Annotated in this window: 23 protein-coding genes; 5 read left to right on the forward strand and 18 right to left on the reverse strand. The window is 39.7% G+C overall.

Features of this window, described 5'->3' with window-relative positions; translation table 11 throughout:
- Positions 1-44: 44 nt before the first annotated feature.
- The 12 genes from AC1RFD_RS08710 to AC1RFD_RS08765 all read right to left on the reverse strand — a co-directional run bounded on the left by AC1RFD_RS08710 (position 45) and on the right by AC1RFD_RS08765 (position 16,714).
- Positions 45-1,895 carry a dynamin family protein gene (locus AC1RFD_RS08710; protein ID WP_048392390.1) on the reverse strand — a complete coding sequence of 617 codons (1,851 nt, stop codon included), beginning with the start codon at positions 1,893-1,895 and terminating at the stop codon, positions 45-47.
- Between the two features lie 256 nt (positions 1,896-2,151).
- Positions 2,152-3,036 carry a ribokinase gene (rbsK, locus tag AC1RFD_RS08715; RefSeq protein ID WP_054550475.1) on the reverse strand — a complete coding sequence of 295 codons (885 nt, stop codon included), beginning with the start codon at positions 3,034-3,036 and terminating at the stop codon, positions 2,152-2,154.
- 408 nt (positions 3,037-3,444) lie between these two features.
- Positions 3,445-4,035 (reverse strand): 3-isopropylmalate dehydratase small subunit, encoded by a 591-nt coding sequence (gene leuD / locus AC1RFD_RS08720; RefSeq protein WP_048392388.1) that lies wholly within the window; start codon positions 4,033-4,035, stop codon positions 3,445-3,447.
- A gap of 33 nt (positions 4,036-4,068) precedes the next feature.
- Complete coding sequence (leuC, locus tag AC1RFD_RS08725) at positions 4,069-5,478, reverse strand: 3-isopropylmalate dehydratase large subunit (RefSeq protein ID WP_048392387.1); 1,410 nt, start codon at positions 5,476-5,478, stop codon at positions 4,069-4,071.
- 17 nt (positions 5,479-5,495) lie between these two features.
- Positions 5,496-6,596 (reverse strand): 3-isopropylmalate dehydrogenase, encoded by a 1,101-nt coding sequence (gene leuB, locus AC1RFD_RS08730; protein WP_492474834.1) that lies wholly within the window; start codon positions 6,594-6,596, stop codon positions 5,496-5,498.
- A gap of 184 nt (positions 6,597-6,780) precedes the next feature.
- Positions 6,781-8,316, reverse strand: a complete 1,536-nt coding sequence (locus AC1RFD_RS08735) for a 2-isopropylmalate synthase (protein ID WP_048392386.1) — start codon at positions 8,314-8,316, stop codon at positions 6,781-6,783.
- Positions 8,303-9,337, reverse strand: coding sequence for a ketol-acid reductoisomerase (gene ilvC / locus AC1RFD_RS08740; protein WP_016991908.1), 1,035 nt, complete (start codon positions 9,335-9,337; stop codon positions 8,303-8,305). Before ilvC ends, AC1RFD_RS08735 begins: the two co-directional genes overlap by 14 nt.
- Positions 9,338-9,423: 86 nt before the next feature.
- Complete coding sequence (gene ilvN, locus AC1RFD_RS08745) at positions 9,424-9,939, reverse strand: acetolactate synthase small subunit (RefSeq protein ID WP_016991907.1); 516 nt, start codon at positions 9,937-9,939, stop codon at positions 9,424-9,426.
- Positions 9,936-11,702 (reverse strand): biosynthetic-type acetolactate synthase large subunit, encoded by a 1,767-nt coding sequence (gene ilvB / locus AC1RFD_RS08750; protein ID WP_492474835.1) that lies wholly within the window; start codon positions 11,700-11,702, stop codon positions 9,936-9,938. The genes ilvN and ilvB overlap by 4 nt, the downstream gene beginning before the upstream one ends.
- 485 nt (positions 11,703-12,187) lie before the next feature.
- The gene (gene ilvD / locus AC1RFD_RS08755) at positions 12,188-13,858 is read right to left on the reverse strand and encodes a dihydroxy-acid dehydratase (RefSeq protein WP_103118364.1); all 1,671 of its coding nucleotides are present in this window, start codon (positions 13,856-13,858) and stop codon (positions 12,188-12,190) included.
- Positions 13,859-14,228: 370 nt separating this feature from the next.
- Positions 14,229-15,551: a D-arabinono-1,4-lactone oxidase gene (locus AC1RFD_RS08760; protein ID WP_305192902.1), complete on the reverse strand. Its 1,323-nt coding sequence runs from the start codon at positions 15,549-15,551 to the stop codon at positions 14,229-14,231.
- The gene (locus tag AC1RFD_RS08765; protein WP_492474836.1) at positions 15,539-16,714 is read right to left on the reverse strand and encodes an amino acid deaminase/aldolase; all 1,176 of its coding nucleotides are present in this window, start codon (positions 16,712-16,714) and stop codon (positions 15,539-15,541) included. Before AC1RFD_RS08765 ends, AC1RFD_RS08760 begins: the two co-directional genes overlap by 13 nt.
- A gap of 804 nt (positions 16,715-17,518) precedes the next feature.
- Between AC1RFD_RS08765 and AC1RFD_RS08770 the strand changes: the two genes are divergently transcribed.
- Complete coding sequence (locus AC1RFD_RS08770) at positions 17,519-17,776, forward strand: GlsB/YeaQ/YmgE family stress response membrane protein (RefSeq protein ID WP_004231402.1); 258 nt, start codon at positions 17,519-17,521, stop codon at positions 17,774-17,776.
- Positions 17,777-17,811: 35 nt separating this feature from the next.
- Here AC1RFD_RS08770 and AC1RFD_RS08775 read toward each other — a convergent pair whose 3' ends face one another.
- Complete coding sequence (locus tag AC1RFD_RS08775) at positions 17,812-18,510, reverse strand: lytic transglycosylase domain-containing protein (RefSeq protein ID WP_016995260.1); 699 nt, start codon at positions 18,508-18,510, stop codon at positions 17,812-17,814.
- A gap of 204 nt (positions 18,511-18,714) precedes the next feature.
- Here AC1RFD_RS08775 and mscL point away from each other — a divergent pair, with 204 nt between their 5' ends.
- The 3 genes from mscL (at position 18,715) to AC1RFD_RS08790 (ending at position 22,195) form a co-directional block, all read left to right on the forward strand.
- A complete protein-coding gene (mscL, locus tag AC1RFD_RS08780; protein ID WP_009370295.1) occupies positions 18,715-19,104 on the forward strand; it encodes a large conductance mechanosensitive channel protein MscL in 390 nt (129 codons plus the stop codon).
- Positions 19,105-19,915: 811 nt separating this feature from the next.
- The gene (locus AC1RFD_RS08785; RefSeq protein ID WP_026023403.1) at positions 19,916-21,031 is read left to right on the forward strand and encodes a methionine biosynthesis PLP-dependent protein; all 1,116 of its coding nucleotides are present in this window, start codon (positions 19,916-19,918) and stop codon (positions 21,029-21,031) included.
- Positions 21,032-21,034: 3 nt separating this feature from the next.
- Complete coding sequence (locus AC1RFD_RS08790) at positions 21,035-22,195, forward strand: aminotransferase class I/II-fold pyridoxal phosphate-dependent enzyme (protein WP_048392380.1); 1,161 nt, start codon at positions 21,035-21,037, stop codon at positions 22,193-22,195.
- A 52-nt stretch (positions 22,196-22,247) separates the two neighbouring features.
- Here AC1RFD_RS08790 and AC1RFD_RS08795 read toward each other — a convergent pair whose 3' ends face one another.
- On the reverse strand, positions 22,248-22,676 hold the full coding sequence (locus tag AC1RFD_RS08795; protein WP_004231389.1) for an NUDIX hydrolase: 429 nt from the start codon (positions 22,674-22,676) through the stop codon (positions 22,248-22,250).
- Between the two features lie 69 nt (positions 22,677-22,745).
- Here AC1RFD_RS08795 and AC1RFD_RS08800 point away from each other — a divergent pair, with 69 nt between their 5' ends.
- Positions 22,746-23,237, forward strand: coding sequence for a GNAT family N-acetyltransferase (locus tag AC1RFD_RS08800; protein WP_004231387.1), 492 nt, complete (start codon positions 22,746-22,748; stop codon positions 23,235-23,237).
- Positions 23,238-23,267: 30 nt separating this feature from the next.
- Here the strand turns inward: AC1RFD_RS08800 and AC1RFD_RS08805 are convergent, their stop codons facing one another.
- From AC1RFD_RS08805 to AC1RFD_RS08820, 4 genes are all read right to left on the reverse strand, one after another.
- Positions 23,268-23,606, reverse strand: coding sequence for a cupin domain-containing protein (locus AC1RFD_RS08805; RefSeq protein WP_054549221.1), 339 nt, complete (start codon positions 23,604-23,606; stop codon positions 23,268-23,270).
- Positions 23,607-23,626: 20 nt separating this feature from the next.
- Positions 23,627-24,163, reverse strand: a complete 537-nt coding sequence (locus AC1RFD_RS08810) for a hypothetical protein (RefSeq protein WP_492474837.1) — start codon at positions 24,161-24,163, stop codon at positions 23,627-23,629.
- Positions 24,164-24,282: 119 nt separating this feature from the next.
- Positions 24,283-24,435 (reverse strand): YpzG family protein, encoded by a 153-nt coding sequence (locus AC1RFD_RS08815; protein WP_004231380.1) that lies wholly within the window; start codon positions 24,433-24,435, stop codon positions 24,283-24,285.
- Positions 24,436-24,543: 108 nt separating this feature from the next.
- Positions 24,544-25,716 carry an amidohydrolase gene (locus AC1RFD_RS08820; RefSeq protein ID WP_492474838.1) on the reverse strand — a complete coding sequence of 391 codons (1,173 nt, stop codon included), beginning with the start codon at positions 25,714-25,716 and terminating at the stop codon, positions 24,544-24,546.
- Between the last annotated feature and the right edge of the window lie 11 nt (positions 25,717-25,727).

Below are 25,727 nucleotides of genomic sequence, written 5' to 3' on the forward strand. Positions count from 1 at the left end.
AAACGTTCTAAAAGCATGCTACTTTTAGAACGTTTGGTGAAAACCTAATCTTCATATTGTACAACTAATTTTTTAGGTATTTCGGGTATATCATTTGATTTTACATCTTCTTCCCTTAAGTCAAGCATTTGCAGGGGATATTTTTCTTGCACCTCAAAAGGTATTGCAATACTTTCCATTTTATTATTCATTTGACTTCTTGCGAGTAAGCCATTGTTTGATAAATCAATGGCTAAAATAGCCTGCACAGTTTCCTCAAGCATGGCAATATCCTTCGATTTCAACGGCATTTGCTCATTCATTAAAAATGGTTGAAGATGCTCTTTTATATAACCCTGTGCTTCGATTAAGCAAGAAAATTCATTTAATTTTTCAGCATAGCGCTTTAACTGACGCTTATCTTTTGCACGCTGTTGATTTAGTTTCTGTACCTTTTGTTCAATACGGCTCATGCGTACTTTCACTAAATCAATCAAAAAAGGCTGTGTATCTCGAATCGCCTGTAGCATTGAAACCTCTGCTTGTTGTACCTTGGCATATTGGGCGACACAAACCTCTTGCTGCTCATTGAGTTTTTGAACACGCTCTTTGAAAAATTCATTTTGCGTATGTTGGCCAAAGAAAGCTTTCATAAGACCTTTACCATGAATTTTTTTATGTTGTGCATCTAAACGCTCATATTCGCGTAAATACTCACTGTGCATGTTGCGGTATTCACGCAACATTTGTTGATAGTGCACAGCAATTTCAGTAAATTCTTCCACCTTGGAATCGTGTAAATAATCATGTTGCGCTATCGTTTGTAATAGCTGATACAGTGTTTGAACCTGTTTAAACGTGTTCGCTACCTGTTCATATTCTTGCTCATATTCTTTGACAATTGCTAAGTCACGTTGATAGCGAGAATATTCATATTGGGTATCGCCTGCATATTTTTCTATATTCTCTACAGCAGATTGAAATGGATCTCGTTGTGGAATTACAGTTAATTCGAAGCGGAATCGTTCAAGCCATTGTAAGAAGCGAATTAGGATGGCATATGTTTTTTTATCACTATTTTCAGCCACACGATGAATGTGAGCAATTAATTGATCATACTGACTTTTTTGCCAAAGCTCATGACTGTCTGTTTGTTTGGCTACTAGTGCATTAATTGCTGAAATCCCTATAAAATCACTCATCAAATGACCAATACGTTGTTGTTCAGAGTCCATAAATGCTGTGGCATGTTCCTCATCATCGATGCCGTTGATGACACATAAAGGTTCAACACCTTTATTCTTTAACGTTTCAATCAAGAGAAGTTCAGCATCCATTGCCATTGAACCAGCGCGTAACACCCAGAAAATTTCATCAACACGGTTCATAAGCGCCTCTGAAAAATAAGCCATTTCTCCTCCGCCTGCTTCTAATGACACAGAATCAATTATTGTCACGGATTTTAATAAATCATTTTTCAAATAGACTTCTAGGTAATCTAAGTGTTCACGTAAAATCTGGGAAGCAAACGTATCGCCAGTTGTTAGTAGCTCTAATTTACTGAGATCAAATACAGCGACAACACCATCTAAAAAATAAGCTTTAATCTCTTCTTGCTCGCCGTAGCGTATAAACGTATTTACACTTGTTGGATGCTGATCATCTACCGATAATATTTCGCGTCCTAGAAGTCCATTCACAAGTGTTGTTTTGCCCACCCGCTCTTTTCCAACTATTAAAATCATCGTCTGGTTATTGGCATCTTGAATGATTCGATTTAAATGTTTTGCTGTATCTTTCACATATGTATTTTGGACGATGATGCCATACAAGTGTCGTAGTTGGTCAACAAATTGCGGCAAAATATTATTCGCTGAGGTTGTATTTTCGATTGGCGTATTGTCAATGTTCGTCATCCTCAAAACCTCTTTTCGTATGTATCTATAAGACCATTATAAATGAAACTATGGCTTTTCTAATACATGGATTGATGAAAAGAGGACAATATACTTATACGTTTATACGACAAATAGGAATTCATCCTTACACCTATTTCCTGTCTGCTTCATATATGATTGCTACACAGACTAAAGGGAATAGTCCCAGCTATGAGTTTAGAAGTATTAGGCTTGGAGATTTCTCTCCAAGGTTGCTGAATAGCTGACCTTTGTCCTATCCCTCCAAACCAGCTATACGTGCATAAACAGCTCCAAGTAGTGGCATTCCACCTTGGGCACCTAGTTTCTCTACAGATAAGGAAGCAGCGATATTAGCAAAATATACAGCCTCATCCAACGATTGCCCTTCTACTAAAGCATAGGCTAAAGCACCATTAAAGGTATCACCTGCGCCCGTTGTATCCACGACTGTTGTCATATAACCTGGAACATGAATTGGATAGGAGCCATCGAAATAACGTGCACCATCACTTCCTAGCGTCACGATTAATTTATTAGGATATTTTTCTAAAACTTGTTCCACTGGCTCGTTAAAAATTTCAGCACATTCTGTCTCGTTAGGTGTTAAATAGGTAATATCGTCCATCCACTGCACATCAAAATTGGCTGCTGGAGCAGGGTTTAACAGTATCGGAACACCCGCTTCTTTACATAAATGAATGGCATGGGCTGTCGTCTCTTTAGGGATTTCAAGCTGTATAATTACCAAGTGACTTTTTTGTATCAACTCTTTTGAAGCTTCAAGATGGGATATGCTTAGGTCATAATTAGCTCCAGGTACGACAACAATTCGATTATCGTTATTGTAAATAAGTATATTAGCAATTCCTGTAGGAGCAGTGGTGCTTTTTACAATGGCGTTTGTCTGAATCTGCTCTTGCTGTAAAGCAGCATGTAATGTCTCACCAAAATGATCATTCCCTAAACAGCCAACCATCGCCACCTCGCTGCCAAGACGAGCTGCGGCAACTGCTTGATTAGCCCCTTTTCCTCCTGGAACTGTTTGAAACGAGTTACCTAGAATGGTTTCCCCCTGCTTTGGAAAAGCATTCATTTGTACAACTAAATCCATATTTAAACTTCCTATAACTGTAATCATGGAATTCCACCTTTCATCTTTTGATCAAACAAAAAACAACTGAAATGAGTAGTATCATTTCAGTAGCTTAACAATATAAAAATTCGTATAAACTAAAAACCTATCGACTGTTTTAGGGATGCCCTAAATTCTTTCACTTACTGTAAATCGATACGAGCTTCTTTTACTCGTTAAATGAAAACGATCTAGTCACTCAGGCTATCTTCCTGTTATGCGAAGCAATGCTTCAGATGGCGATTTCAAAAACTGGCTGGATTTGTCCTTTAATATACAAATATTTTTATAATGATAACATAGTGCCACCTTCGCATTTGATGTTTCCTTAATTATAAATAATTTCATATAGGAAATGCACTACAAACACAAAAAAACTGAAGACAACATCAAATTTGTCTTCAGTCATATCAATTAATAGGCTACTCGCTTCGCCTCATATGCGGCAATGTGGTCCTCATATTTAAAGGTTAAGGCGATTTCATCCCAGCCATTCAGTAACGTTTCTTTATAGTATGGGTCAATTGTAAAATGATAGACTGTACCATCTTCCCCTGTTACGGTTTGCTCTGCAAGATTTACTTCCATACTATAGGGTTTTGCTAAGCCTTTTGCTAAAATAGCATCACATTCTGATTCTGTTAGCTTAATCGGTAAGATACCGTTTTTGAAGCAGTTATTATGGAAAATATCTGCAAAAGAAGGTGCAATCACAACGTTAAAACCGTAATCTAAAATTGCCCATGGTGCATGTTCACGAGAGGAGCCACAGCCGAAATTATCTTGCGCCACTAGAATTTTAGATTCTTTAAATTCAGGTTTATTTAATACAAAGTCAGCTATTTCATTCCCTTGTGCATCGAAACGCCAATGGTAAAATAAAAACTGTCCAAAACCTGTACGCTCAATACGTTTTAGAAATTCTTTTGAAATAATTTGATCGGTATCAACATTTTTTCGATCAAGTGGTGTGATGACACTATTTACGATATTAATTGGTTCCATTTTTCAATCATCCCTTCCCGAGTAAAGCAAGACTTACACTGTTTCCTTCACAAATTCACGTACATCGACGAAGTGACCTGCAATCGCAGCGGCTGCTGCCATTGGTGGTGACACTAAATGTGTACGAGCTCCAGCGCCCTGACGTCCTTCAAAGTTGCGGTTTGAGGTAGAGGCACAGCGTTCTCCAGCTGGTACGACGTCATCATTCATCGCAAGACACATCGAGCAACCAGATTCTCGCCATTCAAAGCCTGCATCCATAAATATTTTATCTAAACCTTCTGCCTCTGCTTGTTTTTTCGTTGTATGTGAGCCTGGGACAACGATGGCTGTGACCTTGTCATGCACCTTACGCCCTTTGATGACATCAGCAGCTGCACGCAAATCACTAATGCGTGAGTTTGTACAGGAGCCAATGAAGACATGCTGGATGTCAATGGATGTTAATGGCTGGCCTTCCTCTAAGCCCATATAGGCAAGTGCTTTTTGAAGTGCCGCCTTGTCTGATTCATCCTCATAATCTGCTTGTGTTGGAACATGCCCAGAAACACCAGTACCCATCGATGGGTTTGTTCCCCACGTAATGATTGGTTCAATTTCTTCAGCTTTTATAATACGAACCGTATCGTACGTTGCATCTTCGTCTGAAGCAAGACTTAACCAGTAAGCGGCTGCTTCTTCCAATTTTTCTCCCTGCGGTGCATATTTGCGTCCACGAATATAATCGACTGTTGTTTGGTCAGGTGAGATAAGCCCTGCTTTTGCGCCTGCCTCAATTGACATATTACAAATCGTCATGCGTTCTTCCATAGATAGTTTGTGGATAGCCTCTCCAGTGAATTCCACAATATGTCCTGTACCAACACCTATTCCGAACTTGGCAATGATGGCTAGAATAATATCCTTTGCCGCTACCCCAACTGGTAGCTCCCCTTCAACACGAATCTCCATCGTTTTCGGCTTATTTTGCCATAATGTTTGCGTCGATAATACATGCTCCACCTCTGATGTTCCAATACCAAATGCAATGGCCCCGAAGGCACCGTGTGTCGATGTATGAGAATCACCACAAACAATGGTTTTACCAGGCTGTGTTAATCCAAGCTCTGGCCCAATCACATGGACAATCCCTTGGTCAGGGTGACCCATGCCCGCTAACTCAACGCCAAATTCCTCAGCATTTTTAGCTAATGTTTCGATTTGATTGCGCGCAATGGGATCATGGATAGTTGGTAAATTTTTTGTTGGTACGTTATGATCCATTGTCGCAAAGCTTAAATCAGGACGACGCACTTTACGTCCGTTCATGCGTAACCCTTCAAAAGCTTGCGGAGATGTTACTTCATGAATTAAATGAAGATCAATATATAACAGGTCCGGTTTGCCCTCTTCCTGATAAACAACATGTTTATCCCAAATCTTTTCAATTATATTTTTACCCATTGTCTTCACCTATTTCTTTAAATATATGTTGTCATAATACTTTGTGATACAAAGCTAGTATCAATTTCGTTAATTACCTTATCTGTCCATTCATTAGTCGATAAAATACGACTGCCGTCACGAGCAAGATCTGCTGTAAAGTAGCCATCATCAAATACTGCACTTACCGCGCGTTCAATTTCTGCTGCTTCTTCTTTTAAGCCAAATGAATATTGCAGCATCATCGCTACGGATAAAATGGTTGCAGCAGGATTTGCTACACCTTGCTCTGCAATTTCTGGTGCGGAGCCATGTACTGGTTCATATAAGCCAAAATTATCACCACGAATGGATGCTGATGGTAAAACACCTAGAGAACCAGTAATAACAGATGCTTCATCACTTAAAATATCACCAAACATATTTTCAGTAACGACTACATCATAGTGTCCAGGATTTGTAATAAGTTTCATTGCGACAGAGTCTACTAGGTTATGTTCTACGATTACATCTGGATACTCTTTTTTCTTTGCTTCTACAACTTCACGCCATAAGCGACTTGTTTCAAGCACATTCGCCTTGTCAACAGAGCATAATTTGCCACCACGTAAACGTGCTAGTTCAAAGGCATTTTCAACGATACGCTCTACCTCTGCTTTAGAGTAAACCGTTGTATCAATTGCGCCATTTTCAGTACGCATACGTGGTTCCCCGAAGTATACGCCGCCTGTTAGTTCACGTACAATCATTAAATCAACGTTCTCAGCCACTTCACGCTTTAATGGTGAAGCATCTAGTAAACTCGGGAACGCCTTTACTGGACGTAGATTGGCAAATAAATCGAAGTGTTTCCGAATTCGCAGTAACCCTTTCTCTGGGCGCAATTCAGGAGGGTTTTGATCCCACTTTGGACCACCTACAGCTCCTAATAAAATCGCATCACTATTTTCACACATCTCGATTGTTTCACCAGGTAATGGATTATTGTGCTGGTCGATCGCAGCACCACCAATTGTTGCATATCCTAAATGAAATGTATGATTAAATCGTTTACCAATCACCTGTAATACACGTACAGCAGAAGCAACAACCTCTGGCCCAATTCCATCACCGGGAAGTACTGTAATTTTTCTCTCCATCGTCAAAACACCTTTCTTTGTATAGCGTATTCGCTAATTTAGTAAAGACGCTCACCTACCTTTTATCGAGGTGAGCGTAGTCATTACGTCTAAGCGTAATTTTTGGTTAATTGATACAATACGCCATGACATCATTGCATCCGACTTGTGAATGGTACTTCATACAATTCACTACCTCAGAAACCTATACAGGATGTGCGCGAAGGCTTGCTTGAATTAAATGACGGTTAATAGCATTTAAATAAGCTTTTGCCGATGCTTCTAAAACATCTTGAGAGGAATTACGGCCTGTAGTCGAAACCTCATCATAGCGAATATTAATAACCGCTTCACCCAGTGCATCTCGTCCTTTGCCAACCGAAGTCACACGGTAATCAATGACATGTACAGCTCCAGGCACAAGTTGCTCCAGTGTATTAAAAATTGCTTCTACTGAACCAGAGCCAGTAGCTACAACGGTTTTTTCTAGTCCCTCAGGTGTAAGCACAATGGCTGTAGCTGTAGGAATATTTTCAGTACCATATTGCACCTGCACCATTTTCAACTCAAAGAGTGGTACATCTTCTACTTGAACTTGTTGCTCAGTAAGAAGAGTAAGTAAATCTTCCTCTGTAATTTCTTTTTTACGATCAGCCAATTTTTTAAATTCCACAAATGCTTTGTTCAACTTTTCATCAGAAAGATGGAAGCCCATTGTTTCCGCACGATCACGGAAGGCTGCACGACCAGAATGTTTCCCGAGAACTAATGGAATCTCACCTTCGCCGATTAAAGCAGGTGAAATAATTTCATAGGTTTCTGGATTTTTTAAGACACCGTCTTGATGGATGCCCGATTCGTGTGCAAATGCATTTCTTCCTACAATCGCTTTATTTGGCTGAATCACAACATTTGTCAATTTACTGACTAATTGAGACGTACGTTTAATTTCTTGCAACTGAATGCCCGTTTGCACCTGATAAATATCCTTGCGAATATGAAGTGCTACAGCAATTTCCTCGAGTGCCACATTACCTGCGCGTTCGCCGATACCATTGATCGTTCCTTCGACTTGTGCAGCACCATTTTCTATTGCGGCAATCGTGTTAGCTGTTGCCATCCCTAAATCATCATGACAATGGGCAGAGAATTTCACTTTGTCAGCACCTTTGACATTTTCCAGTAGGAACTTAAATAATGCACCATATTCTTGCGGGGATGCATATCCTACAGTGTCTGGAACATTAATCGTTGTTGCACCAGCAGCAACCACTTCGTTCATAATTCGCACTAAAAATTCACGATCAGAGCGGAATGCATCCTCGGCAGACCATTGTACAAGTGGGAAGTACTTTTTAGCGTATTTAACAGCCTCTACCGCTTGCTCCACCACTTGCTCAGGGGATTTTTTTAATTTGTATTCCATATGAATAGGTGATGTGGCTAGAAAAATGTGAATATGTGGCTGTTGTGCTACTTTTATCGCTTCCCATGTAGCATCAATATCCTTTTGGATACAGCGAGCTAGCCCCGTCACAATGGAATTTTTTACTGTACCTGCTATGCGATGGACTGCATCAAAGTCACCGGGTGACGAAGCAGGAAATCCTGCTTCTATAATTGTCACACCAAGGCGCTCTAATTGTTTGGCAATTTCAATCTTCTCGGCTGTGTTTAAGTTGATCCCAGCAGATTGTTCACCATCGCGAAGCGTAGTATCGAAAATATCAATTTTTCGCACTTGTCGCCACTTCTCTCACAACTTTTTCTTTACCTTCGTTGATGAATGGCATCATAGCACGTAGTTTTGCGCCTACTTCTTCGATTTGATGGTTCGCACCAGCTTCTTTGAATTTTGTATATTCTGGACGACCATTTTCATTTTCTTGAATCCAACGACGAGCAAATGTACCATCTTGGATATCTGTTAATACGTCTTTCATACGAGCTTTTACAGACTCATCGATAATGCGTGGTCCTGCAACATAATCTCCCCACTCTGCTGTATCTGAAACTGAGTAGCGCATTGTTGCCATACCGCCCTCAAACATTAGGTCAACAATTAATTTAAGCTCATGTAGTGTTTCAAAGTAGGCTAATTCTGGTTGATAACCAGCTTCTACTAATGTTTCGAATCCTGCTCTTACTAGTTGTGTTGCACCACCACAAAGTACCGCTTGTTCACCGAATAAATCTGTCTCTGTTTCTTCTTTGAATGTTGTTTCAAGAAGCCCACCACGTGCAGCACCGATTCCTTTACCATACGCAAGTGCTAAATCTTTTGCTTGGCCTGTAGCATCTTGGTGAATAGCGAATAGTCCTGGTACCCCAGCACCTTCTTGGAATTGACGACGAACTAGATGTCCTGGTCCTTTTGGTGCTACTAAAAATACGTCAACGTCTGCTGGTGGTGTAATTTGACCGAAATGGATATTGAAGCCGTGTGCAAACATCAATGCTTTACCAGCTTGTAAATGTGGCGCAATTTCCGCTTCATAAACTGCTTTTTGGCGCTCATCTGGTAGTAGAATTTGGATAACATCTGCTTCTTGTGCTGCTTCAGCCACTGTTTTCACGTCAATACCATCTGCTTTTGCAGCATCGAAGGATCCACCTGGACGAACCCCTACTACCACGTCAAAACCTGATTCTTTAAGGTTTAAAGCATGTGCATGACCTTGTGAACCGTAACCGATAATTGCGATTTTCTTTCCTTTTAATACGTCCTCGTTGATATTTTGCTCATAGTACATTGTAGCCATTGTTAATTTCCTCCTAGAATATGTTTTGTTTTTTATAGCTTTAGATACTTGCTCTGTCTATAAAGCTATTCATTTTTATATGCAAACTATTTTAAAATAGAGAGCTGCGGGTTTGAGACTTTTTGTGTTTCACGAACGGAGGCAGTTGCCCCTGTACGTGTAAGTTCTTTAATGCCATATGGTCGAATGAGTTCGATAAAGGCATCAATCTTCTCTGGATGCCCTACTACTTGATACGTCACAACATTTTTGGCTGTATCAATAATTTGGGCGCGGAACGGTTCAACAATTGAATTCATTTCCAAACGTAAATTTGGTGGGGAAATCACCTTTACTAGTGCTAGCTCTCGCAGAACAATCGATTTATCGGTAATGTCATTGACCTTTAACACATCAATTTGCTTGGATAGCTGTTTCACTAGTTGCTCAATTTTGCGTTCGTCCTCTATGTTGACAACGAAGGTCATCTTTGAAAAATTCGGTTGCTCCGTATGACCTACTGTAATCGATTCAATATTGAACTGACGCTTCATCAATAAACCTGTCAAACGGTTTAATACACCACTTTGGTTAATCACAGTTACGGTAATTACTCGCTTCAATTTTTTTTCACCCCAATCATTTCATGTAAGCCTGTGCCAGGTGCTACCATTGGGTAAACACATTCAAGCTGTTTCACTCGACAGTCAATTAATACTGGCTCATCAGACAACAGTGCCTCACGGAAAATAGACTCTGCTTCATCGATTGTGTTAATACGATAACCTTTAATGTTATAAGCATCAGCTAACTTAACAAAATCTGGTTGGATCGGCATAAGTGATGATGAATAGCGCTCTTCATAGAATGTTTGTTGCCATTGACGCACCATGCCAAGACAGCTATTATTCAAAATCACTATTTTTACTGGTAAGTTAAATTCCTGTAGGATGGATAGCTCCTGTGCCGTCATTTGGAATCCTGCATCTCCTACAATCGAAATAACTTTTTTGTCTGGCTTCGCAAATTGGGCGCCAATTGCGGCCGGGAAGCCGAAGCCCATCGTACCAAGTCCACCAGACGTTACCCATGAATGATCATTATTTAAATGATAATATTGCGCTGCCCACATTTGATGCTGCCCAACATCTGTCGTCACAATGGCATTACCTTCAGTTACCTTGTGCACTAATTGCAATGCCTCTTGTGGTAGGATTTCTTGCGTATTTGTATCCTTGCAATACCATAATGGATATTCCATCGCATGATTCCTTAAATAAGCTAACCATTCGGCTGTATCAGGACCTTGGAAATCCTTTTTCAATAGTGCTTTTAAAGCCTCCTTGGCATCAGCAACAATTGGAATATCTGTCGGTACATTTTTGCCAATTTCAGCAGGATCAATATCGATATGGATAATCGTTGCATTTGGTGCAAATGTAGCTAGATTACCTGTTAGACGATCATCAAATCGTGCCCCAATATTGAGTAATAAATCCGATTTTGTGATCGCTGTATTTGCTGTAGCTGTACCATGCATCCCTGCCATCCCAAGGAATAAGTCATGTTCACCATGGATGGAGCCCAATCCTAGCAATGTGTTCGTTACTGGAATACGATATTTTTCTGCGAAAGTCGTTAATTCCTCACGTGCATCCGCAAAAAGAACACCTGCACCCGCTAAGATGATTGGGTTTTTTGCCAATGAAATGGCTTGAATCGCCTTTTGGACTTGTAAATAATTTGGTTTATATGTTGGCTGATAGCCTGGTAAATAAATTTCATCAGGTGCTTGCGGTGGATTCTCTACATCAAACAACATTTGGGAAACATTTTTTGGGAAATCCACGACAACTGGTCCCTTACGACCTGTGCTAGCGATATGGAAAGCTTCCTTCACAATGCGGGGAATATCATTGACATCCTGCACCTGATAGTTGTGCTTTGTAATCGGTGTTGTAATCCCCATAATATCGGCTTCTTGGAAAGCATCTGTTCCGATCACAGATGTCGCAACCTGTCCTGTAAAAACAACCAATGGAATAGAGTCGATCATGGCATCCGCAATACCTGTTACAAGGTTTGTTGCACCAGGTCCACTTGTGGCAATAACAACGCCCGTTTTACCTGAAACACGAGCATAACCTTCCGCCGCATGAATAGCACCCTGTTCATGTCTTGTTAAAATATGGCGAATTGGGTTTTTATACATCGCATCATAAATTTGTAATACGGCTCCTCCTGGATAGCCAAAGACAATTTCAACCCCTTGATCGTGCAATGCCTGCACTAATACATCTGCACCGTCCTTCGCTTGATAGGTTTGTTCAGCTGTTGCTGTTGTAGCTAATTGTTCTTGTTCATTGATTGAAACATTCGCACTCATCAAATTATGCCTCCTTCATTTCTTTCAAACTCACACATCAGTGTTGTAGATTAGTGAAGTGTCAATAGCTGGATTGACTATTCCTCTCATCCTTTTCGTTGAGAGGTTGTTCAATTGCATCGTGAAAATAATAAAAAGCCTTTTTCTCCACACGCAAAGAACTACCTTACGTAGGGATGAAAAAGACTTTCCATGGTACCACCCTTTTTTATAGCAAATAATTGCTACCTCGCGAATAAATGACTGCATTTATGCACCAATGCGAAAGACATCGCATCCAATATAGTGCCATAAAACATTTATTCATTAATAACGAGCACTTTCGACTATGCCCGGAGCTATCTAATGGTGTAAACACGTTTAATAGCCCACTCCGAGGGGATGTCGGATCTAGTTGTATCGCCGGCTTCCAGCACGACCGGCTCTCTGGTAGATACAAGGCTCTAGAACCTTTAACCTCATCAACGTTTTTATTTATCTAGTTGTTAAATTTTCATTACGCCTCCAGTGGAAGCGCTCGTCACTAATTTTGAATATCTTGCTAACCAACCACGTTTGATTTTTGGCTCAAAGACTGGTAATTTTGCACGACGTTCAGCTAAAATTTCATCTGAAACTTGTAAATTAATCGTACGATTTGGTAGATCAATTTCGATAATATCTCCGTTTTCTACTAAAGCGATTGGACCGCCTTCAGCAGCTTCTGGTGAAATATGGCCAATTGAAATACCACGAGATGCACCTGAGAAACGACCATCTGTAATTAATGCAACCTTTGTACCAAGGCCTCGACCTTGAATGGCAGATGTTGGTGCAAGCATTTCTGGCATCCCTGGGCCACCCTTAGGTCCTTCATAGCGAATGACGACTACATGGCCCTCTTTCACCGTTCCATTATCAATGTTTTCTTGTGCTGCTTCTTGTGAATCAAAGACAATTGCCTCGCCCTTGAATACTTTGATAGAAGGATCAACGGCCCCTACTTTAATAACAGAGCCATCTGGTGCGATGTTACCGAATAAAACGGATAATCCACCTACAGCACTATACGGATTGTCTTTTGTTCGAATGACTTGATCATTCGTGATGTGATAATCTTTGACAAGCTCACCCATTGTAACGCCTGCTACGGTTGGACGGTCTGGATGAATAGCACCTGGAATAGATGTTAATTCATTAATAATGGCACTTACTCCACCCGCTTTATTAATATCATCCATTGAAATATCTGAAGCAGGCATGATTTTTGCTAAATAAGGCACTCTTTCCGCTACTTTATTAATATCTTCAATGTTGTAATCTATTTCGGCTTCATTGGCAATTGCTAATGTATGAAGAACTGTATTTGTGGAGCCCCCCATTGCCATATCAAGAGCAAAAGCATCATCAATTGCCTCTTTTGTAATAATATCGCGAGGTTTAACGTCTTCCTTGACCATGCGAATTAATTGCTTAGCTGCTTCTTTAATCAGCTTGTGACGCTCTTCAGAAGTGGCAACGATTGTACCATTTCCAGGTAAAGCAACACCAAGCATTTCCATTAAGCAGTTCATGGAATTTGCTGTAAACATGCCTGAGCATGAACCACACGTCGGACAAGCATTATTCTCAATATCCAACAGCTCTTCCGCAGACATTTTTCCTGATTTGTGTGCTCCTACACCTTCAAACACAGATGTTAAGGAAAGCTGTTTCCCTGCTGCAGAAGTTCCAGCCTCCATTGGACCACCTGAAACAAAGATAGATGGTACATTCGTACGAACTGCTGCCATAAGCATTCCTGGTGTAATTTTGTCACAGTTTGGAATATAAAATACGCCATCAAACCAGTGTGCATTAATAACTGTTTCAGCAGAGTCTGCTATAATTTCACGACTTGGTAAGGAATAACGCATACCAATATGCCCCATTGCAATACCATCATCGACACCAATTGTATTAAATTCGAATGGAATACCACCCGCTTCAATAATAGCTTCTTTCACTACATCAGCGAACGTACGTAAATGAACGTGACCTGGTATTATGTCGATATAAGAGTTACAAACCCCAATAAATGGTTTGCCTAGATCTTTTGCTTTTACTTTGCCTGTTGCATATAAAAGACTTCGATGTGGCGCTCGATCTACGCCTACTTTAATCATGTCACTTCTCATTTTAAACGCCCCTCATTGCTATCCATACTATGTTCGTTGCTATAGACAAAATGTTCTGTCTTTTTAATTTTTGTTTATAGAGTAATAGCCTCTTAGACGACTACTGCTGTAACGAACGTGTTAAATTGTTGTTATCATAGTACGAAAAAAAGGTCTCGTCAACACTATTTTTTGAATTGTTTAAACAATTCAAAAAATCTGTCAAAATTGAAATCGTTTACATGCTGATTAAGCATCAGTTTTATCTCGCTTTGATAAAAATTTTGACATTTCGTTCAAATTTTAATTTTTTAATAATAAACAAAAATAGATAAATAAAAAATTCCCATATATTTGAATAAGCTAAGTTATCCAATCCTAGAGATAACGCTTACAATAGAAACAACTTTTTTAAGTATCCTGTAAAAAATATTTGTTCAGGATCGTATTGGTGTCGAATGCTTAAAAATTTTTCAATCTCTGGATACAACGCATAGACCGTTTGCGCTGTTAAATGATGTTGTTTTCCCCAGTGAGGACGACCTTCATATTTTTGCATCAATGTATGCACCCATTTAAAGTAAGGCTCTTCTGCCATTCCCTTATACATATGAAAGGCTATAAAAGCCGACTCACGCCCTTGTGTTGGACTTAAAAAACCTGCTTCGCCTGCAGTTGTTCGACATTCTAAAGGAAAATGAACATTAAAAGTCCCTTTTTTAAAGGTTGCATGGATTTCCTCCAAACAAGCTTCAAACTGTGATAAAGGGATGGCATATTCACTCTCTTGAAACTTCACGCTACGAGGTGAGGGATAAATTTCGTAGCTTATCCCTACTTTTTCACTTTCTACCACATTGGCAGCCGCTATCTTGCTCATGGCACCACTTAAACCTGGTTTCCACTTACAAAGCTCTGACATCGCAAAGAAAGCCCCGTTTTCTACTATTTGTAGCTTTAACGTTTCTATTTTTTTATTCCATTCACTTTGAAAAACAGGCGCGACCGCATTCATCCGTTTTACTTGAATTGTTTCACTACCAGGGAAATAAAACCACTCCACATGACGATGTTGACGAATATCCTCCGCAAATAACGAGAGACCATTTGTCAATGTTTCTCTTGCCCCCACATAATGCAAACCATATAGTGGTATGACCTTAATCGTTACTTTGACCAGAACACCTAGCATCCCAAGTGATACATGCAGTGCTTCAGATAAATCATCCATACCTCTCCTATGTTCCTGATAAGTACCAGTACCGTCTACAAATCCCCATGCCTGGACAGCTGACGATAGAGAACCAAGTGTAACCCCTGTGCCATGTGTGCCAGTTGACACTGCCCCTGCAATGGTTTGCTCCTGTATATCGCCCATATTGATTAACGCAAAACCGTGTTTCGCTAGCATTGGTCCAATTTCATATAGGTAGGTCCCCGCCCATAATGTTGCCTCCTGCCTTTCCTCATTCACAGCGATTAATCCACGCAGATTATGTAAGGAAATTGCTATATGCTCAGGCATAGCCACAGCGCTAAAAGAATGAGCAGCGCCTGTGACACGGATTGTCTTTCCTGATTGACACGCATGCTTCACAATTGCTGAAACTTCATCAATAGAGTGTGGTAAATACATTTCACTCGGATAGGAAATAACATTCCCAGCCCAGTTTGTCCACTTTTCACCATTTCGCCATTTTTCTATAGAAAACATTGTCCATCCCCCCTATATGTTGTGTAATGTCCTGCATACTTGTCCCCGCGAATAGCATGCAGGACCTGAAAACGCTCACAAAGCTCTCCAGCCTTCGCATGTCGAAAATAAATGGTATCGCCAATATTGATACTCTTCCCTTTGACCTTAATAGGTGTTTGCACTTCCCCTGCGCCTTCTAGGCTAAGATATGCAAAAGTGGTAGAGTCATAGAATACAGGCAAACGATCCATCCCAATGGCTCCAGAAGCCGTATAGCCTCCCCCATGACAAACAACGATATTTTTTTCAGGCATTCTTGTTACACGTAAGGCAAATCCAGCAGCCTTTTCTAGCTGTAAATGTGTAAATTGATCGAACAATGCTGGTGCATAAAAAGCCGAGCCAACTGTAATTTCCGTTACTTCCTTCTGTTGATTGGTGTACGTCATACTTCCTGATCCTCCACCATTAACAAAGCGTAGATTTGGAAAATAAGCCTTGATATGGGCGATCGCTAATCGACGAAACTGCGTTACTTGCTTTTTGGCTTGTACTTGCATGGCTTCTATGACTCTACCTTTTAAAGCATTTGCAGGACGATTGCCAACCCCTGCTATTTGAGCCTCATAGCCCATCGCTCCTACCACTTCAATTACAGGGGTGTTTTGAATGGTTTGTAAAAAAGGTGTCAACGTTTCAAGAGAAGACAATGACGAACGTTTTGTTCCAAAATACAATACTTTAAAATCATTAGAAACATTAAGATCAATGCAAACCTGTACACGTACGCCAATCTCTTGTCCTAATTTCGCCAATAGTTGGATATGTTCTGGTCTGTCTACCATAAAGGTGACGATTTTTCCCTCCTTTACAAAATGCAACAATCGACGAATCGTTGCTTCCTCCATTACTGGATAGCCAAGCAATAAGTCATCAAACTGCTGCTCTAATAAAAAAAGGGTCTCTGCTGCAGTAAATGTCATAAACCCCACAACATTCACAAGTTTTTTTTGTATATAACGAAGGACCTCAATAGAACGAATCGATTTAGTTGCAATACGAATTTGTTTTCCGCCACAAGCATCTTGAACCATTTGTATATTTTTATCTAGTGCATCTAGGTCTAACCATGCAAATGGTCTTTCCAAATCATAAAATGCTTGATCCAATCTTGACGTCATTTCATCACTCCCTTGTATAAACTATGTATTTGACATTTAGCAGAATAATCCCTTTTCTCAGTTAATTAAGCATAATAAAACAACCGTGAGCCTGTTTTACAATAAGACTACACGGTTGTTTTAATATGGGATAAACATTTCATTCACCTTTCTATTAAATTGGTTACGATGCGAATAAGAAATCAGCTGCAAGATTTAGCATTACTAATAAATGCAAACCAGCAATTAAAAAGCCTTGACGATTTAAACGTTTCATAACAGCCATATTCATATGACCACGCTCCTTTTCTTCATTATAATCCCTTTATACAGAATTTTCAAACTATTAAAAAGTGGAAATTTACCCATTTTTCTTTTTCTACACAAAAAACTCTCCCAAAGAAATAAGGAATCGCACATAGAATTGACATTCTGTTTCAATAAAAAATAATGTATTTTTTCACGAATGAAAAGGTTATTGTAGTAAATAATTTAGTTAAATGGCTGTTTTTTTATTGTTACTGGCGATTGGGCGTTGCATGCATTTCTGGTACGAATTGAATACATGAACATACTATAGAAGTAAGCGATAATCGGTGTATGTACAATATAGAAGTAATTGTAGTTAATGTGGACATTTTCACGGTAGTTTATGCAGGTGGATTAGCTATAAAGTGAGCACAGCAAAGGAGCTGCATTCACTTGTCTACAGCCTTATTTACAACATGTAATAATTACTAAACAAAATCACAGTGTTTAATCTACTCCATTCAGGGTATAACTAAGTAATCGCCATTATATCTTAAATTTAAGGAGATGAAAGTAATGATTAGTTTCATTTGGTATTTAATTATTGGAGGAATTCTTGGATGGCTAGCTGGCGTCATTTTAGGTAAAGATGTACCAGGCGGCATCATCGGGAATATTATTGCAGGGATTGTCGGTTCTTGGATTGGTAGTATGGTTTTAGGGAACTGGGGCTGGAGAGTAAGTGATTTCTACGTGTTCCCAGCACTAATCGGTGCCATCGTGTTGATCTTTATCGTCAGCCTTATTTTAAAAGGTATGCGTAAAGCAACTTAAATATGTAATGAAGAGCCATCCAATGTGATGGCTCTTTATTTTTTTTCATGTAAGAGAACAGCTGCTTGGAGCTCATCGTGAAAATCATCATACAACTGGTAGTAATATAACACATCCTCAACATATTTCTCGCTATGGTTGTATTGGTAAACAGCTTTCTTAATATTCCCTGTCGCAGCACCGTATTTGGATAAGTAATTCGCAGCACTAAATACTGCATCCTCAATATCATAGGGATCAGCTATTCCATCCCCATTTGCGTCAACGCCATATCCTCCATATTTAGCAATCGTCTCAGGACTCATCAATTCAGTTTTTGTGATGCTTCCTTTTCCCAAACCTGAGCATGTGGGATGCTGCCAGCCAACGAATGTACAGGGCATGAATTGCATATGCCCCTCTGCCCCTGCAGATGATACCATTGATTTTACCGTAGAAAACCGTGTTTCAATACGATGATGCGCAGCAAGTAATGTCCAGGGTACACCATATTTTTCTTCTGCAGCTACATAAACGGGAATGTATTGCTCAGGAATTTTCATATCGAAATGCTGTTGAATCTCCTCAATTGCCTTTTGCTGGACAAGCTTTTCGAATATCGGTAATGTTTGAAGCTCCTTCCAAGCAAAAAATGTGAGAACATACACGGTAATTGCAATTGGAATCAATAATGCTATCATACCCAATTTTGTCGCGGGTGATAACAGAGGTTTGTTATTCTTTTTCTTTGCCATACGTCACACCTAATCTAGTATTCTTTTTCTATATTACCAAATTTTCCGTAATGTGCAGTATATCTTTTCATTTTGAAAGAATGAAGTCTTCCATATCTATGAAAGTACATCATTTCCACCATGAAAGCAGTTGAAAGGTTTGCTAAAAATATAGTAAAATACAGATTGATTCGTTTATTGGATAATAATAGGGAGGAATTTATTTTGTGGAAAGACTTTAAAGAATTTGCGATGAAAGGCAATATTGTCGATCTAGCAGTAGCAGTAGTCATTGGTGGTGCTTTCGGTAAAATTGTTACCTCCTTAGTTGAAAATATCATCATGCCATTAGTCGGTGTTTTAACAGGTGGTATTGATTTAACAAAGAGTTTTGTTTTTGGCTCAGGTGAAGCCCAAATCAATTTTGGTGTATTTCTACAATCCATCATTGATTTTTTAATCATAGCATTTGCCATTTTTATGGCCTTACGAATTATGACAAAGCTCACACGTAAAAAAGAAGAAGCAGTCGTGGAAGAACCAGCACCTGAACTCGATGCCAAAGAAGAGCTTCTCAAAGAAATTCGCGACTTGCTAAAAAAAGAACAAGCCTAACATGTTGTTAAAGCATCTGTCTCTCATTTAAAGGAGGCAGATGTTTTTATTTTGTTTCCTTTACTTGTATTCTAACCGCTACTTCAAACCTATCCCTTACTTTGTCTGCTCTATCCACTACTTTTCACGTTCTAACCGCTACTTCAAAACCTATCCCCCACTTTGTCTGCTCTATCCACCACTTTTCGCGTTGTATCCGCTACTTTTCACGTTCTAACCGCTACTTCAAAACCTATCCCCCACTTTGTCTGCTCTATCCATCACTTTTCACGTTCTATCCGCTACTTTTCACGTTCTAACCGCTACTTCAAAACCTATCCCTCACTTTGTCCGCTCTATCCCTCATTTTTTACGTTGTATCCGCTACTTTTCACGTTCTAACCGCTACTTCAAAACCTATCCCCCACTTTGTCTGCTCTATCCCTCATTTTTTACGTTGTATCCGCTACTTTTCACGTCCTAACCGCTACTTTTGAACCAATCCCTCACTTTGTCTGCTCTATCCATCACTTTTCACGTTCTATCCGCTACTTTCTATCTTGTATCTGCTAACTAGAAACTATCCTCCACTTCTTTAGCTCTACTTGAAACTGCTCATTCTTGCTAAAGATCACTCCATTAGAAAATAACAAGAAGTAAATTAATCTCCTACTATTCCTAGGTGATTAACTATAAATAATCTAGCTAATTTTCAGAAATCACCTTGTTCTTCTTTAGTATCCATGTTAAATTGGTAACAATTATTGAGAATACTATTAAATTGAAAGCAAAAGTTGTTGCTTTTAATAATATTGAAGAAAAGAGTGACGTCATGACATTAAACAGAAGTATTGAAACAAAGCTTGTACAACTTGGTAATTTAAGTGACCCAGCAACAGGAGCTGTGAGCCCACCCATTCATTTATCGACCGCTTATAAACATACTGGGATTGGTGAATCTACTGGTTTTGACTATACACGTACAAAAAATCCAACACGTGCTCTTTTAGAAGCAGGAATTGCTGATTTAGAGGGTGGCGATATGGGCTTTGCCTGTAGCTCCGGGATGGCTGCCATTCAATTGGTGTTATCCCTATTTAAACCAGGCGATGAATTAGTCGTGCCAGATGATTTATATGGTGGTACATATAGACTTTTTAATTTCTTCCAAGATACTTATAATATTAAGCCTGTTTATTCAAAATTTGAATCGGTTGAACAGGTGGAAGCATTAATGAATGAAAATACACGTGCAATATTTATTGAAACACCTACAAATCCACTTATGCAGGAGTTTGATTTACAAGTGTATGCGGAGTTAGCACATAAGCATGGGGCATGGCTAATTGTGGATAATACTTTTTATACGCCTTACTTCCAACGCCCTATTGAATTAGGTGCAGATATTGTGCTTCATTCTGCAACGAAGTATATTGGTGGTCATAATGATGTTTTAGCTGGGCTAGTGGTTGCTAAAGGCACAGAATTAGCCGAACGCATTGGCTTTATTCATAATGGTAGTGGAATGGTGCTAGGAGCTATGGATTCATGGTTACTTATTCGTGGTCTAAAAACAATGCATCTACGCTTAAAGCAACATGATGCCAATGCGAAGGCGATTGCTGCTTACTTAGAGGAAGAAGAGTTAGTGACCGATGTCCTTTACACTGGAAAAGGTGGCATGCTGTCATTCCGCTTGCAAAAGCCTGAGTGGATTGACCCATTCCTTCGTAACTTAAAGTTAATTACTTTTGCTGAAAGTCTTGGCGGTGTCGAAAGCTTTATTACGTATCCTGCTACACAAACACATGCAGATATGCCTTATGAAGAGCGTGTGGAGCGTGGCGTTTGTGATCGTTTATTACGCTTCTCTGTTGGCATTGAGGAAGCAGAAGATTTAATTGCAGACTTACGACAAGTGTTTGATATCCTTAGAAAAGAGGCGTAATTGATGAAGCAACGTATTGAAACAAGCCTCATTCACGCAGGTGTTCGTGATGGCTATAGTAATAAAAAAGGGGCTGTTAACGTCCCGATGTATCTGTCGTCTACTTTCCATCAAGAAAGTATAGATGAATTTGGAGAATATGATTATGCTCGTTCAGGCAACCCTACAAGAGATGCGTTAGAAAAAGCTGTAGCAGAGCTTGAGGGAGGCGTTCGTGCCCATGCATTTTCATCTGGTATCGCTGCCGTATCAGCAGCATTAATGCTGTTATCGCAGGGAGATCATATCGTCATGACTGAGGATGTTTATGGTGGAACCTATCGTTTTGTAACAAAGGTGTTGCCGCGCTTTGGGATTTCCCATACATTTGTAGATTTTACGGATCTAGCAGCTGTAGAAGCAGCAATCACGCCAGCTACAAAACTACTTTATATGGAAACACCATCAAATCCAACGTTAGGCATTACAGATATTCGTGGTGTAGTGGCGCTTGCCAAGCAACACCACTGCCTTACATTCTTGGATAATACTTTTATGACACCGTTACACCAACGCCCACTAGAACTTGGTGTAGATGTCGTCATTCATAGTGCAACGAAGTTTTTATCTGGACATTCTGATATTATTGCTGGCTTAACGGTTACTGCCGATGAAAAGCTAGGTCAGGATCTCTACTTTATCCAAAATTCATTCGGTAATATTTTAGGTGTACAGGATTCATTCACACTACTACAAAACATCAAAACAACAGATGTACGTTTTAGTCGTTCTGCTGAATCTGCACAAAAAATTGCTGTGTATTTGGCTAGCAATCCACTAGTTGAGCAGGTCTACTATCCAGGGCTTGCTTCACACCCAGGCTACGCTATTCATCAACGTCAAAGCACAAGTCCTGGGGCCGTTTTATCCTTCCGACTACCAAGCTATGCTGCTGCAAAAGCATTGGTTGAGGCGATGACAATTCCAGTATTTGCGGTCTCTCTTGGAGGAGTAGAATCTATCCTTTCTTACCCTGCAAAAATGAGTCATGCGGCTATGGAGCCTGAAGAGCGTGCTAAACGAGGCATCACAGATGGTCTTCTACGTTTTTCTGTAGGACTTGAGCATGTTGATGATTTAATTGCTGATTTTGCACAAGCCCTAGAGATTGCTGCCAAGGCTTAATTGAATCAACATAAAAACCGCGTCCAATTGACGCGGTTTTATTATAATAGGTTCAATTTCTCACCTTTGCTAACAATCGGTATAAATAATCGCCATGCCCCTTTGCTAGCAGGGCATCTTGCTCAGCTGAAATCCAATAGAATGAAAAGATTAAATCCCCTTCGTTTAAGCCTGTTGGATGATGTTGCCATGCATCCCGTGTTTCATCGGATGTTAAATGATAAAAATACCGTTTCTGTAAAACACCTGATGGATGATTAAAATAGTCCTGTGCTATTAGCGCTTGAACGACAAGTGTGGTTAGACCTGTTTCTTCTAGCATTTCACGTTTCACAGCATCTAAAGGTGTTTCCCCTTCCTCAACCGTACCTTTGGGCACCTGGATACCTGCCCCAACTGAATTCTGTTCAAATACGAGTACCTGTAATTGATCCTCATGCGTTCTCGTGATATAGCCAAAAGCTTTTTCAATTACTTGCATGAAAGTGACCCCCTTTGAATGATTGAATGTTACAATAAAGAGAAAAATTAGAATAGCAGGTGAAAAGTGTTGACACTTATTATACGACAGATGCAAGAAAATGACATTACTTTTGTACAAGAAATTGCTAGAATAAGCTGGCATCATACATACGAAGGAATCATTCCACGTGACATTCAAGATCGTTTTTTACAACTAGCTTATAGTCGAGAACGATTAATCGAACGTCTTATCAATAGTCCGTTTCTCGTTGCAATTTTTGATGAATGGCTAGTAGGCTTTGCTAATTTTTCAAATGTAACACAAGGTGAGGCGGAGCTACATGCGATTTATTTACATCCTGATATGCATGGTAAGGGCGTGGGTACTGCACTTTTACAGGAAGGACTACGCATGCTCCCAAATCTATCGTCTTTATTTGTTTGTGTAGAGAAAGAAAATAAACTTGGTATGCATTTTTATCAAGCAAAGGGATTTGTAGCAATAGAAGAATTTGATGAACAATTTGATGGCCATCTACTTAAAACAGTTAAATTGGTTAAACAATATGAAAAAGTGTAACGGTTCTTGCAACTACCGTTACACTTTTATTTATGTAAGATTTATCTGCTCCGCTTGGATAACAAGTGCTGTTAAGCCCGTTATACTACCAGATTCATGTGCCTGTCCTTGATGCCATAGTACTCCCTGTCCTGTTTTTATCGTGATTTTTTCACCATCTTCACCACTAATCCATCCCTCTCCATTAATAACGATAAATAGCTGTGGAATGGGGGCTTCATGCAAACCAACCACACCGCCAGACTCAATATAGATGAAACCGATCGTCGTAGGTACTTCCGTTTTCGTGATTTTTCTATAAAATGTATCGATGGATTGGTATTGATGAATTGGATTTGCTAAATCTTGTGTAAATTGTATGAGTTGCATTTCGCGAAAATCCCTTCCTATTAGGCTAGTTCTTCTTCAGTAAATGCTAAAAGTGTTCCATCTTCTTTTTTAAAATAAAAAGCAAATGCATCATAGCCATTTCTTTTAATCGTTTCCCAGTTAGTGGTTTCTCCATTTATAAGTTGAACATTTTCTTGTTCATCTACCTCATAGTCGTCTATTTCTTCGTCATAGTCGATGTTATAGAAAAATGATAATACGACTTCTGTTTCGGGTAAATTATATTTTTCTAGTGGACGGTTGTCACGGTGATTCTCTGTATACGCCTCACAAAATAGCGCATTATAACCATGTAGAGTCGCATCAAAGAGCAAAATTTCCTCGGCGGATAAAGGATTTTTAGCAACGATTCTAGCGGTTGAGCCTGTAATATAAGGCATTTCCTCCCCTTCAATCATTAGCAAATCACCGTAATACCAAATTTCAAATTGTTCATTGCCTGCACTAGAATGAAGCTGAAACTGGGATTCAACGTCATCTATAATTTGGACGTTTCCTGCAAATTGCTGTAGATAAATGGGAATAGGATTAATCATAGCTTTCCTCTCCTTTTCTGTTAGAAATTACTTCCTTACAATATAATACATCTTTCTTAGTCATAAAGAAAAACCCAGAATTTTTTCTGGGCTTGATGACACTTACTTTTCTAGCATGATTAAAACTGACGGGCCTTTGCTTCACTTCGCAAGAGACGGTTATGGAGAGTAATCTCCGTTTCACCATTTACTTGCGATTTTGATCGCTTAATCCTTGACCAGTTGCGGTGGATTTTTTGAGATTTGGGGTCTAGTTGTTCGAACCTACTCATTTTTCATCCTCCTCATCATTATAGATTTCATAAGTGAAATCTTCTTTATTATGACCAGCTAAGGTGAATTTATACTAATTTCATAAGAAGCTTAGTTACTTCACTTTATTAGTTTTCGCTTAACCAAGTTAACGCATATTGTACATATAATTCGGCTCCAACGCGCAAACCATCTTCATCGATATTAAAATGGCCGTTATGATGTGCCCAGCGTGTATCCTTTTCTGTATTGCCTGAGCCTACTAGAGCAAAACAGCCAGGTACTTCATCTAAGTAAAAGCTAAAGTCTTCTCCACCCATTGTCGGATCATCAATATGATAAGCATCCGCGCCAAAATGTTCAGCTGCAAGGCGCTCGACTAAGCTGGCACTCGCCACATCATTGTTGACGGCTTGTGTACCATATTCATAAACGACCTCTGCTGTGCCACCATAAAGTGAGGCAATCTGGTCAGCATAATGACGAATTTGCGTTTCGATATGTGAACGAACCTCTTTATCAAAACAACGCACAGTCCCTTCTAAAATGGCATCTTCTGCAATTACATTAAAGCGTGTGCCAACCTCCATTTTTCCAATTGTAAGAACGGCAGGTTGAAGTGGATTGACTGTACGTGCCACAACTGTTTGGACATTCAAAGCAAACGTTGAAGCAATCATCACGGCATCAATGGCATCATGTGGGACTGCGGCATGACCGCCCTGCCCTTTAAAGCGCACTTTGAAAATATCAGCAGAGGCAAAGGCAGGACCTTTATTACACTGAATTTTCCCTGTGTCAATTTGTGACCAAATATGAATACCAAAGACGTTATCTACACCTTTCATTGCTCCTTGCTCTACCATCGCTTTTGCGCCTGTAGCTACTTCTTCCGCTGGCTGGAAAATAAAACGAACTGTTCCCTCAATTTCTTCTTGTACCATATGTAATGTCTTAGCTGCAATCAGCAACATGGCTGTATGCGCATCATGACCACAGGCATGCATCTTACCATCCGTTTTAGAGCGATACGGAATATCTTCTCGTATTTCATAAACTGATAATGCATCCATATCTGCACGTAAGGCAACGGTTTTTCCTTCCTTGCCCCCTTTTAACTCCGCAATAATGCCTGTTGGCTCTATTCGTCTATACGGAATACCAAGGTTCTCTAAATATGCTGCTACATAATTCGTTGTTTCATATTCTTCCCAAGAAAGCTCTGGCTCACTGTGCAATTTTTGACGAATTGCCACAAGCTCACTATTTAATTCCGCAATAATTTCTTTCATTTTATTCATGCTGACTCTCT

The sequence above is a fragment of the Lysinibacillus sp. GW823-FHT02G10 genome (assembly GCF_058797135.1).

What these genes read in the sequence shown, in the direction of transcription:
- AC1RFD_RS08710 (WP_048392390.1), bottom strand. Translation starts at nt 1,895, where the DNA reads ATGACGAACATTGACAATACGCCAATCGAAAATACAACCTCAGCGAAT.
- rbsK (WP_054550475.1), bottom strand. Translation starts at nt 3,036, where the DNA reads ATGATTACAGTTATAGGAAGTTTAAATATGGATTTAGTTGTACAAATG.
- leuD (WP_048392388.1), bottom strand. Translation starts at nt 4,035, where the DNA reads ATGGAACCAATTAATATCGTAAATAGTGTCATCACACCACTTGATCGA.
- leuC (WP_048392387.1), bottom strand. Translation starts at nt 5,478, where the DNA reads ATGGGTAAAAATATAATTGAAAAGATTTGGGATAAACATGTTGTTTAT.
- leuB (WP_492474834.1), bottom strand. Translation starts at nt 6,596, where the DNA reads ATGGAGAGAAAAATTACAGTACTTCCCGGTGATGGAATTGGGCCAGAG.
- ilvC (WP_016991908.1), bottom strand. Translation starts at nt 9,337, where the DNA reads ATGGCTACAATGTACTATGAGCAAAATATCAACGAGGACGTATTAAAA.
- ilvB (WP_492474835.1), bottom strand. Translation starts at nt 11,702, where the DNA reads ATGAGTGCGAATGTTTCAATCAATGAACAAGAACAATTAGCTACAACA.
- ilvD (WP_103118364.1), bottom strand. Translation starts at nt 13,858, where the DNA reads ATGAGAAGTGACATGATTAAAGTAGGCGTAGATCGAGCGCCACATCGA.
- AC1RFD_RS08760 (WP_305192902.1), bottom strand. Translation starts at nt 15,551, where the DNA reads ATGTTTTCTATAGAAAAATGGCGAAATGGTGAAAAGTGGACAAACTGG.
- AC1RFD_RS08765 (WP_492474836.1), bottom strand. Translation starts at nt 16,714, where the DNA reads ATGACGTCAAGATTGGATCAAGCATTTTATGATTTGGAAAGACCATTT.
- AC1RFD_RS08770 (WP_004231402.1), top strand. Translation starts at nt 17,519, where the DNA reads ATGATTAGTTTCATTTGGTATTTAATTATTGGAGGAATTCTTGGATGG.
- AC1RFD_RS08775 (WP_016995260.1), bottom strand. Translation starts at nt 18,510, where the DNA reads ATGGCAAAGAAAAAGAATAACAAACCTCTGTTATCACCCGCGACAAAA.
- AC1RFD_RS08785 (WP_026023403.1), top strand. Translation starts at nt 19,916, where the DNA reads ATGACATTAAACAGAAGTATTGAAACAAAGCTTGTACAACTTGGTAAT.
- AC1RFD_RS08790 (WP_048392380.1), top strand. Translation starts at nt 21,035, where the DNA reads ATGAAGCAACGTATTGAAACAAGCCTCATTCACGCAGGTGTTCGTGAT.
- AC1RFD_RS08795 (WP_004231389.1), bottom strand. Translation starts at nt 22,676, where the DNA reads ATGCAAGTAATTGAAAAAGCTTTTGGCTATATCACGAGAACGCATGAG.
- AC1RFD_RS08805 (WP_054549221.1), bottom strand. Translation starts at nt 23,606, where the DNA reads ATGCAACTCATACAATTTACACAAGATTTAGCAAATCCAATTCATCAA.
- AC1RFD_RS08810 (WP_492474837.1), bottom strand. Translation starts at nt 24,163, where the DNA reads ATGATTAATCCTATTCCCATTTATCTACAGCAATTTGCAGGAAACGTC.
- AC1RFD_RS08815 (WP_004231380.1), bottom strand. Translation starts at nt 24,435, where the DNA reads ATGAGTAGGTTCGAACAACTAGACCCCAAATCTCAAAAAATCCACCGC.
- AC1RFD_RS08820 (WP_492474838.1), bottom strand. Translation starts at nt 25,716, where the DNA reads ATGAATAAAATGAAAGAAATTATTGCGGAATTAAATAGTGAGCTTGTG.